Origin of the sequence: Flavobacterium granuli (assembly GCF_900129705.1) — a bacterium.
Lineage (GTDB): Bacteria > Bacteroidota > Bacteroidia > Flavobacteriales > Flavobacteriaceae > Flavobacterium > Flavobacterium granuli.
The window spans coordinates 1-10,851 of sequence record NZ_FQWO01000005.1; the positions used below are offsets into that span (position 1 = coordinate 1).

7 protein-coding genes are annotated in these 10,851 nt (G+C 31.5%); all 7 read right to left on the minus strand.

Translation table 11 applies throughout. The features are described from left to right. Positions 1 to 513 precede the first annotated feature (513 nt). The 7 genes from BUB25_RS08175 to BUB25_RS08205 all read right to left on the minus strand — a co-directional run bounded on the left by BUB25_RS08175 (position 514) and on the right by BUB25_RS08205 (position 9,241). Positions 514 to 1,497, minus strand: a complete 984-nt coding sequence (locus BUB25_RS08175; RefSeq protein ID WP_072942841.1) for a PDDEXK nuclease domain-containing protein — start codon at positions 1,495 to 1,497, stop codon at positions 514 to 516. A 269-nt stretch (positions 1,498 to 1,766) separates the two neighbouring features. After that, positions 1,767 to 2,324: a hypothetical protein gene (locus BUB25_RS08180; RefSeq protein WP_072942843.1), complete on the minus strand. Its 558-nt coding sequence runs from the start codon at positions 2,322 to 2,324 to the stop codon at positions 1,767 to 1,769. A gap of 225 nt (positions 2,325 to 2,549) precedes the next feature. After that, positions 2,550 to 5,168: a type I restriction endonuclease gene (locus BUB25_RS08185; protein WP_072942845.1), complete on the minus strand. Its 2,619-nt coding sequence runs from the start codon at positions 5,166 to 5,168 to the stop codon at positions 2,550 to 2,552. A gap of 401 nt (positions 5,169 to 5,569) precedes the next feature. Beyond that, positions 5,570 to 6,115, minus strand: coding sequence for a hypothetical protein (locus tag BUB25_RS08190; protein WP_072942847.1), 546 nt, complete (start codon positions 6,113 to 6,115; stop codon positions 5,570 to 5,572). 322 nt (positions 6,116 to 6,437) lie between these two features. Further along, the gene (locus BUB25_RS08195) at positions 6,438 to 7,445 is read right to left on the minus strand and encodes a hypothetical protein (RefSeq protein WP_072942849.1); all 1,008 of its coding nucleotides are present in this window, start codon (positions 7,443 to 7,445) and stop codon (positions 6,438 to 6,440) included. A gap of 166 nt (positions 7,446 to 7,611) precedes the next feature. Further along, on the minus strand, positions 7,612 to 8,631 hold the full coding sequence (locus BUB25_RS08200; protein ID WP_072942852.1) for a hypothetical protein: 1,020 nt from the start codon (positions 8,629 to 8,631) through the stop codon (positions 7,612 to 7,614). A 283-nt stretch (positions 8,632 to 8,914) separates the two neighbouring features. Continuing rightward, the gene (locus tag BUB25_RS08205) at positions 8,915 to 9,241 is read right to left on the minus strand and encodes a hypothetical protein (protein WP_072942854.1); all 327 of its coding nucleotides are present in this window, start codon (positions 9,239 to 9,241) and stop codon (positions 8,915 to 8,917) included. Positions 9,242 to 10,851: the final 1,610 nt, after the last annotated feature.

Consider the following 10,851-nt stretch of genomic DNA (forward strand, 5'->3'; position numbering starts at 1 on the left):
TATTTAGCCATCGGTATGCTCTCATTCTTTTCACTTTATTACATCCAAATATACATCTTCGAGATCAAATTATTTTTGCAACGCAAACATAGGAGCTATCGGGGCTGAAAATCTCGGCAGTATTTATCTCACTAATCCCTTACTGTTATTGGTGTTCGATGAACCTCACTGCGTTTCGGTTTCCCTATCGCGACCCCAGCCGCTCGTGTTGCACACTCGACTCGGGGGTCACTCCCATAGGCCAACGCTCAAATCCTTGCCCTGATTTTATAGGATAAAAATATAAGGGCGGCTTAAAAAACAATTACACCCTCATTTTCGGCTTCCGCCGCGGCGGAAAGGGGTAAACCGAAAATCCCACTCACCATTCACTTCTCACTTCTCATCCCGATAACTATCGGGGCTCACAACTTCTGGTTCCGTTCAACAGGAGTTTCATTACTTCGTCCGTTCGCTGCGCTCGGGTGTTGGCTTTTCAAGCCCAACGAACTCTGGCTATTAGCAGTAGTGGTTTTATTTTTCATCTGTTTCATTGTCGAACAGCTCGTGTAATTTTTGTTGCAATATTTTTTTGTCAGGAAGTTGTGTTTTATACTCTGAAACCATTGTTGGAGAGAGGCTTCTGCTTAAAGCATACTCGACAACTTCACTATCTTTGTCCTTACACAATAAAACTCCTATACTCGGATTTTCATTTGGTTTCTTTATGTCTCGGTCTAATGCTTCCAAGTAGAAGTTCAGTTGTCCCAAATGGTCTGGCTTAAAATTGTCTGCTTTGAGTTCAAATGCAACTAAGCATTGTAATCCACGGTGATAGAAAAGTAGGTCGATGAAAAAATCGCTGTTACCAACTTGCAACTTGTATTCTTCACCGATGAATAAGAAGTCTTTTCCAAGTTCAAGTATGAAATTCTTCATTTGTCTTACCAGTCCTCGTTGTAAATCATTTTCGCTGTGTGTCTCAGGTAAACCCAAAAACTCAAACACATAACTGTCTTTGAAAGTGTTTGTTAGTTCGTTATTACTTTCTCTCAACGCTGTCGAGAGTTTTGAATCGCCTATCATTGTACGCTCGAAAAGGCTAACCGAAATTTGTCGGTCGAGTTCTCTGACACTGTAACGTTCTTGTTTGGATAGTTTCAAATAAAATTCTCTTTCTTCAGCAGTTTTGCACCTTGAAAATATTGCCAAATTATGAGACCAACTAATTTCTCTCAACAGCGTTGAGAGTTTTGAAAAGTCCTTGTAAGTCTCGTAAAACTGTTTCATTCTCCAAATATTCTTATCGGAGAAGCCTTTTATTTCAGGCTCATTTTGTTGAATGTATTTAGCCAACTCTGTTACCACAGAGCCGCCCCATTGCGACTGTTCAATCTTCTTACTGATATATTCTCCTATGTTCCAATAGAGGTTAATCAGTTCGGCATTTACGGCTCTAATAGCATTCGTCCGAGATTGCTTAATAAGTTGAATGATGTCCGTAAATCGTTTGTCCATTTTTATTTCTATATGCTATAAATTTATGTTTTTTCAGTCTTGTTTGTCTGTTCGAACCGATTTCCAACCATTAGCGCTAACGTCAGTACGTCCGATAGCTATCGGACTAAAAACCTTCAAACGAATTTTATTTTGTTAATCAGAAAGTAAGTATAGCTGATTTAACTTATAATTATATTCCTTTTAACTACCTCCGGTTCCGTTCTCCGCCGCGGCGGATCATCGTTGGCTTTTCAAGCCCAACGAACTCTGGATATTAGCGGTAGTTGTTATATTGATAATATTTCTTCGAGATCAATTATAAATGTGTTTGATTCATATTTGATAATTTTCCCCGTAATAATGAATTTTTTTCCTTTCTTACTAACTTTAAAAACAGGATATTTTTCCATGTCAATTGTAAAATTTACCCAAGGATATGTTTTTTTATAAAAAGTCATAACATACAATGAATTTTCAACCGGTTGTTGAACTGCTTGTAAGCTAACTTCCCATTTAATTCGAATCCCATAATAATTTTCAGCAATTTGTGACTTTTGAAATAGCGCTCCATTTTCAATTTCTTTTCTAATTTGAATTGCATCAAAATCTGAAACATTTAAATTATCTATTTTTCTTTCCTTCTCTGTCTGATAATAATTGTTAGTTAAGTTGGTCGCAACTTGAATACTCGGATTTGCACTATTGCTAACATTAAAGATATTCGAATCTTTTATTTTTTCTGACTCTGTAGTTTTTTTTGTGAAAAGATTAAATATAGTAGTAAAGGCAATAACTCCAATTCCTGAAAATAACCATTGATAATGTTTTGATAATAATTCTATCATATTTCTTATTTATTGTTTAGTTCTGCCATTACCGCAAACGTCAGTCTATAAAAAAATCTCTGCTGCTTGCCTAAGCCTATTACGGACAAAAAGTTGTTTCCAACTTTTCCAACAAGCAGCTGGAATGGCATTTTTTATTCGAAAAACATCAACATATTACTCAGTTAAAAAAAATGTTAATAACTTAAGTCTGCTTTACATAGGAACTCTCCATATTAGCTGTAGTTATTTGGCTAATACTAAGTTATATTTGTTATGTGCAGTCTTAAATTCTTTTACCTTTATTTTTAATGTATTTCCTAAAGAATATTTTTCGAGGAAATCTTCAGGCAATTCACTTACATGAATTAAACCAAAAAAAGAGGTGTCAACTATTTCGCAAATCATACCATAATGCTGAATATTTAAAACTGACGCTTCATATATCTTTTCTTTTGATAGATTAGGTTTTGAATCTGTTTTTATATTTTTATTGAAATCATTAATGTCAGAATTTAATAAATTAAAATCTATTGGTGCAAAATCTGTATCAATAATTTTACCATTAATAAAAGAAAAATTGGTCTTATAATAGTTTTCTAAGTAGTTAAGCAACTGTCTAGAATGCAAGGAAACAGATTGGATGGATAAATGCGCATATTCACCATTACCTGAAAGATTTGATGTAATCTCTTCTGCTAAGATATTATCTTTGTACCACATGTCCTCCGCAACAGAAGCCAAATAATCAATGTTTCTTATTATTTCATAATTTGCTAATCCAATCGAAGTTATTTTTATCAAATCTTGAGTATTAAAAAAATCAGGATTTAAAGACTCATTTTCAATTAAATTTAATCTCAAGAATAATTTTAATTCTTCAATAGTTCTATTTTCGTCATGTCCTAATGAATTCAAAAACTTAAGTAATAAATCAGTTTTTATATACCCAGTCAAACTTTTATGTGCATCAGTAGTATATCTATTATCAAATAGATATTTTAATATAGAAACACGAACAAAAGGGTCTGGTATTTCATCGCTTGGAACACTGTAAAATAAATTTTTAATTCTTGAATTTGAATCTGTATAATATACTTTATTGCCTCTAATAAACACTTTACTAATTAAATGGTTTGGTAGTATATATTCACTATTTGATTTAATTATTTTCGTTATTTCAGCTTCATTAATATGTCCGCTTTTACAAAAATCTAGAAAAATTTCAATACCATTACGAATATTTCTACCAGCAAATCCAGATATTAGTTTCTTGAAAAAATTATTATTGAAAAGTGAATTAAGAATACTTTTTAAATATTTTTCTTCATCCTTCGAAGGATATTTTACTTTGATACCATTGTCTAAGAGATAAAATCCATCTTTGTTATTGTTTGATAATTTAGATATGTAACCAATTCTAGAAGCTAAGACTTGTTCTAAATTTGGTGGATTTATTTTAAATATTAAATCTTTTACAACCGTGTCTAATGGTTTGTCATATTTGTGATTTTCATAAGTAGTATCTCTTATTGGTAAAAAAACAATCGTTTTGATATTGTCTTTTAGCCAATTTGCAACTTCGAACATTAATAATTGTTCTTCTACATTTCTTTTGTCACAATTGTCTAATACAATAACAAGTTCTTTCTTTTTTTCATTTATTAATCTTAAAATATATTTATCAAGCGTTAAATCAATATCATTTTGATATTTCAAAATATTTTCAGCCAATAACTCTTTATATTTAATTTCACTTTCATCAAATAATGAAAGTACACCTTTTTTTAATGAAATAATTTCCTCTTTATATAATTCTAAAATAAAAGATAGTGAATCAAACTCAATATCATTGAATTTGATTTTTATATTATTAATAATTGTCTTTTTTGTCCATTTGTAAATTTCTTCTTTATTAACAGGAGCATCGTTAAGATTTAAATTTATCCAATGTGTTGATTCTCTTATGTTTTCTTGTAAGGCTACTTCTTTTAAATAAGTTGTAAAAGTAGATTTTCCGGAACCAACACTACCAATTAATAATAAAACTTGATTGTTTAAGTTTTTTGGATTTTCAAATTTACTTGTAATTTCCGTAGGATTTTCAAAGTCGTATATTAGAGTTCCTTCATTATCAAATAACCTTTTATTAAAGATATTATCAATAGGTAAAATATGTGATTCAACTTTGTTTAATTTTACATAAGCATTTTTTACAATATCATTTTTTTCAACTTCTAGATTAGGATTAAATAAATGTCTGTATTGAATGGATATGTTTTCTCCAAAAGAATTACTTGATTCTAAATTTCTAATCTTTTTGCCACCTAATAAATTTATAGGATTTTTAAATCTTGCACCAGTTCCAATTTTTGCTCTAAAATTACGTGCAGTATTTTCTAATTTATTAAAACTAAATTTATTTAGAAAACTATCGAATTCAACGTTTGTGTTTATCCAATTTGAACGTTCTATTTTAAATTCAGGAATATTTGTATCACTATTTCCTGCATATATATATATTCCATCAGATGCAATTACTAATTGGCAAGGATTTATGTTTTTGGGAAACTCTCTATTAATTTCGTTTGCATATAAACAGGCTTGTCTATAGGCTTCATCTAAATCTTCATTTGGTTTTTTAGCTTCAACAATTAATAGTGGAACACCCAAAATGGTAATAGCAAAATCAGGATAATACAATTTTTGCGAAGTTCCTTTGTCAATAAGTATTTTTTTTAAACTTGATTTTGTTTGAATATGATAATCTTCTAATTGTAGACCTTCAGGCATTTTGTCTTTTAAAAGTGGTAAAATTATTTTCATTTCTACATCACTTTCTGTATAATTATCAATATTTATCATGCTTATTTTAGTTTTTTTTTATAATTACAGCTAACTAGTCTATAGTAATGACGTAGTCGCTATTATACACCTAATTTTGGCTAGATTGTAGTGACAAGCGTCTTACATTATTATATTTCAAATATATTCAATTTTTCTTACAAATCATCAACTGAGCTTTTAATTCACTGCAGGCTTTTCGTACTTATAGGAATAAATATTTCAGCAGTTTAACCACTTGTAATACCTGATTATAGGCCATAAAAAAAAACACCTCAGCATCTTTTCCATCCATAATATTATTCCGGTATCAAAACCGATGACTTAGTAAAACTCATGCGGTTCCGTTCTCCGCCGCGGCGGATCATTGTTGGCTTTTCAAGCCCAAGGAAGCCTTATCTGTTATCACACGTTTTTTTTTATTACCAATTGCTAAATACTCTCGACATAAATGCACAAACTAAAATTTCGCAAGTATTAGATTCGTCAATTTCCATTTCCAATATTTTGCAATTTTTGTCGTAATCTATTTCAATTTTAGTTTCATTCTTTATTCGCTCGATGTACACTCTCCAACGAATATCATTTTTAGGAATTGGAAACATTACAAAAGCTACAATTCCATAATTAGAATTTAATTTTTTAGCGTCGCTAATAATTCCATCTATATTATTTGAAATCGGCTTATTTTTATTCGGAATTCCTTTTACATTCCAATTTGTATTGCAAGTTTTTAGTTCAATCTGATAAAAGTCAAAATCTTTATAGAATGAAATATCTGGTCTTGCTCTTTTTCGGTCTAATTTTGTTTCAAGTTCAACTTCATTTAATCCGAGTTTTTCAATTCGATGTGCAAGTTCAAATTTTAACCATCCTTCAAATTTTGCTCTTTGGCGAATTGCTGTTTTTAGTAAATTTTTGTTGTCAATTATTATATTAGCTGTTTGTTCGAGAATTAATTTATCCAATTTTTATTTTTTGCGATTTTTTGGTAAAATGTGTGGTAAGGTCAGCCTCTGAAAACCTGCATGACATTATCCTCAAATATAACAAAATACCTCTATAAAAAGAAGATTATTCTTATTTTTAAGAGTACAAAACATCACAGGTATTCCCAGTCAGCAAATACGTTCTTCAAGTTTAGACGACATACGTCCTTATTTTCGGCTCCCTTTAGGGAAGGGGTAAACCGAAAATTGCACCCCTTTGCACAACTACCAGTTCCGTTCAACCTCGGGTTCATTGTTCGTCTTTCAGACACAACGAACCCTTATCTGTTAGGCACAGTAATTATTTTTTAGCCAATAGTTTTTCTAATAAACTAGCCAGTATTTGGTTGTCATTTTTATCAGCTTTAAATTTTTCTAGTTCTACAGTTGTATCTTCCTTTTTTAAAATAAAGTTTCTTTCAGTTTTTATTAATTCTATTAAGCATAATTTTATCATTTTTTTATCATCTTGAAAGAGGGCAGTTTTTAATGAAATAAGTTTAAAATCAATGTTTGTTTTTTCGTTATTAAAATATTTAATTTCTAAAAGAGTTGATTTATAAAGTTTTAGAAAGAAAAATGCGAATATTTCAATAAATATTACAAGAGAAATTCTTGGAATATAGTGAGAAAGTAAGTCAACAGTGACTTTAAAATTAACTTCTGAAAAAAACACTTCATAAGTTAAGGCAAAAATTGCAATTGTAGTAGATAGAGAACCAATTACGAGGTTAATGTTTGCGCTTTTTCTTAATCTAATTAATTCTTCATTTATTCTGTATGCAGTTTTTTCGAATTCGCTAAATAAATTATCGTGTCTATAACTATTTAAAGCATTATTACTAAAGGTAGATTCAATTTTATTTTGAATAAATTCTTTATTTAGCGTACCATTGATAATATTATTTATCAATTGATTTAATTGTTCACTATCTTCAATTATTCCCGCTTTTTTTTTGAATTTTTGAAATTCAAATCTAAGTTCATCAAGTTCAACTAATATGTTGTTACTGAATCCTGGTAATTTTTCATCATTGATATAAATATCAGTTTGGAGATAGTTAATTAAATATAATCCTAAACCTAACGTACTAAATAATAATCCTATTAAAATAGAATATACGTTGGGTAATTCAAATAAATATTTTATTAAAAAATATGATATGACACCTGTCAAAAAAAATATTATTCCTGTAAGTTTTCTTTGTTGCTTAAGTTTATATCTTTTATATCGAAGTTCTTCAAAATGTCTTTGTTCAGAATTTTCTGTTTGACGTTGTTCATTTATATAGTCAACGTATTTTCTCATAATTTTTTGGGTATTATTGTGCCTAACGTTTTGATAGTAGGCAATGGTCGGGGTTAAGTAAGCGTAATGTTTCAGTTAATCACAATTTTACGAATACAAAACTATTTTTTAATTAAGCTAAATTCCCGACTATCGCTTAATAGCGGTTAGTGGCTACCTTTCTTTGTTATTTTTTTGGTTTATCTAAATATTTTTTCATTATCCAACCTGTCTGTGGTAAGTTATCGCTTGGACTAAAGTAGCTTACATAAATCCACTTATGATTAAGTTGTAAAACAGTAACTTCAAAGTCAACTGGCAGTTTTTCAATTTCAAATGACTTGAATCGTGGCTTTGACATTACTTTGCAAATTCTCTTGGTAATTCGGAACTCTTTATCTTTTTTTAATTTCTTTTCGTAAATGCCGAATTGTTCTTTAATTAATGTTTCGACTTCTTCCTTTGTCGCATATTCAGGTTTAGGCAACCAATTTCTCGCTTCTCCCGTTACCGCAAGAATAAAACTTAATAATGCCAATAGTTTCCAAAACAGAGCATTGGCATCTGCATCAATTTTGTCAACCTTGATTTCAATTCTTTGAAAAAACTCTTTAAGTTCATTTAATCCTTGGTTCGTTACTCCGTTCTCGTCAAATATTCTTTCATTTAGAGAAACGGCTTCTTCAGTGATTTCTTCAAAGTCGTCTATTAAATTCCATTTTCTTTGAGTGGCTGCAATTGAAGCTAATTGTCCTGAAATACCACTAACCGCAAACTGCAAATTATTAATTTGAGAAAATGCGGATTGACTTTTAGTAAATGCCTCTGTTATACTTCTTAGATTTCCGAAAAGTTGGTTGTGATGCCTGTTTATGGATATTATGGCGTCAAGTGTTGTTTGTGGAATAGCAAATCGCATTGATTTTGTTAGTGCGTCAATTGCCGACAAAGAAGAGTTTGAAGCCATTTGTTGTTGCATACTTTTGGCAAGGTTAACCAGCATACTTGTGCTTCCCCAATTTTTTGTATACTTTTCTTGCTGTTGAATACTTTTAGCAAGTTGGGTAATAGTATTAAGTCCTCCGAGACTACTTTTCATTCTTTCTTGCGTTTTTAGGATTTCTGAAATTTGAGAACTTACTCCTAATGATTTATTAATATTTTGAGCCCATTGGGTAGATTTTATTAGGTCGTCAAGTCCTGCCATTTTTACTGTCTATGTTGTTGTTTACTATGTTCACTAAGGTTGCCACTAACTAGTATATAGGCGAATAAACTCGACCTGTTTTATTCCAAAACAGCAAGATAGGCGCAAGTTTGAGGCTGTTTTTATTCGCATTATTTTTCATCAATATCTTACAAATTTAAAAGTATTTCTTACATATCAAAGGGATTGATTATCTTTTTTAAAGAGCTGCTGCTTACATGGGTGTAAATTTCGGTAGTCTCACTACTAGTAAAACCAGATTATAGCCCATAAAAAAAGATGCCTAGGCATCTTTTTTTGTTTTTAATATGAAATCATCATTTATTCTAGAACCATATTTTGCTTCTATTAATTTAAAAAAATCTGATAAAGCAATTTTTTTGTAAAAACAAATGATTGCTAATGTTGAGATCGGTACTCTATAGGGTCGGTCCTCTATTATTTTTTTTATAATGTGTCGATGTACTCCTAATTCTTGGGCTTGAGGTAGAACTGGCTCATTGACTTGTAACCATTCATTCCTTATGTAATCACAAATGAATTGGTCTAGCAGAAATACAACTGCCTCTTTCTTAGTGTCTGAAGATTTATTATTTGTTTTACTAGCCATTTAGACAAAAGAATATATTATTATTGATATTTAGTGTCACGATAGTGACAGTTTGATATTTTTTTAGTAAGTTTGTCATTGAATACATATATTTGCGTTTCTTCAATTAAAATATTTGAAGCATTCGCTTTGAATCCCGACCTAAAAACTGGTAATTTTTGTACACGGGATGATAAGTACGATGCTCACGTCCATGGCGTGGGCTCACTTATTCGTGTACAGGTATACCAGTACCTTAGGTCGATATAAGCTGAGTTCCATGCCATTTTTTATGCTCACTATTTTGGCATTACTCAACTTCATTCTCAGCGCCTCTTCATCATTTTCATAGTCTCGCAGTAAACTAACCGCTAAAACAACCACGCCTATGAACAAAATAAAGCTACCTCCTTAAAAAACCAACGCCGTAGTGTTAACCGTGGTTACTGTCACTAAACCACAACAATCCCAGTCTTAAAAACCACCTTTTCTATACTGGTCAGCAATACCTATGCCAACTTTAAACGATGAACTACTCACTATTAACCATTAACTATAAAAACCCATGAATAAAATAACAAAGCCCCCCTAAAAAAACCAACGCCTTGCGTTAACCGTGGTTACTATCGCTAAACCACATATTCCCAGTCAGAAAATCACCCTTTTCTGAACCGGTCAGGAATCCCTATGCCAACTTCTCGATACAATTTTATAAAAATGCTATCGCTATTTTATAAAATCACTCGAAGTGACGGAAATCAACCGACAACCGACAACTGACAACCGATAACTGAAAACCGATAACAGCTAACTAATAAACACCTGCACCGCACGATCCTTTGAGCAAAAGATCTCATTAATTTAATTTGAATTTATTAATGGTGCAGGATGTTTTTTATCGTGAGATGTGAGTCGTGAGAAGTGAGATGTGTCCTTCGACAAAAGCTCAGGACCGGCTCAGCTCAAGATAACGATGAGATGTGAGAATATAGAGTATAGAAGTAAGATAGACGATGGACGAAATACGATGGACGAACAACCATAACTCATCGTGATAACCGAAAACAGACAACCGAAAACAGACAACCGATAACCGAAAACGGACAACCGATAACTAATAACCTACTAAATAACATGAAATATTACAGACAAATACAAGCCTTATTAATACTAGCATTTATAACATTGATATGCCTTTGGCTTTATGACTACGGAAGCTAAGGACAATTGAATCTCGGAAACGATAGTAATTTGATATCTAATGAGAAATAAGAATGTAGAACCAAAGTTTCATCAAAATACGCTCTCGTAAAAACCGCCCTTCTATTTTTATCCCAGAAAATCGAAGAATGGATTTAAGCCTTGGCCGAAGGGAGTGACCCCCGAGTCGAGTGCATAGCACGAGCGGCTGGGGTCGCGATAGCAAAAGCCGTTCGAAGATTTTCAGGATGAAAATAGTCAGGCTTGATCTTTTGTTTCTTTTGCATCAAGGCAAAAGAAAAAAATCAAACAAAACATCCCAATAATATGGGACTAACAACTAAAAAAGACGCCTATGACAGAATAAAAAGCCATTACTTAAGACTTTAAGATTAAAAAAAAAGCCCTCTACCACGTCGGGAAAACTTGAA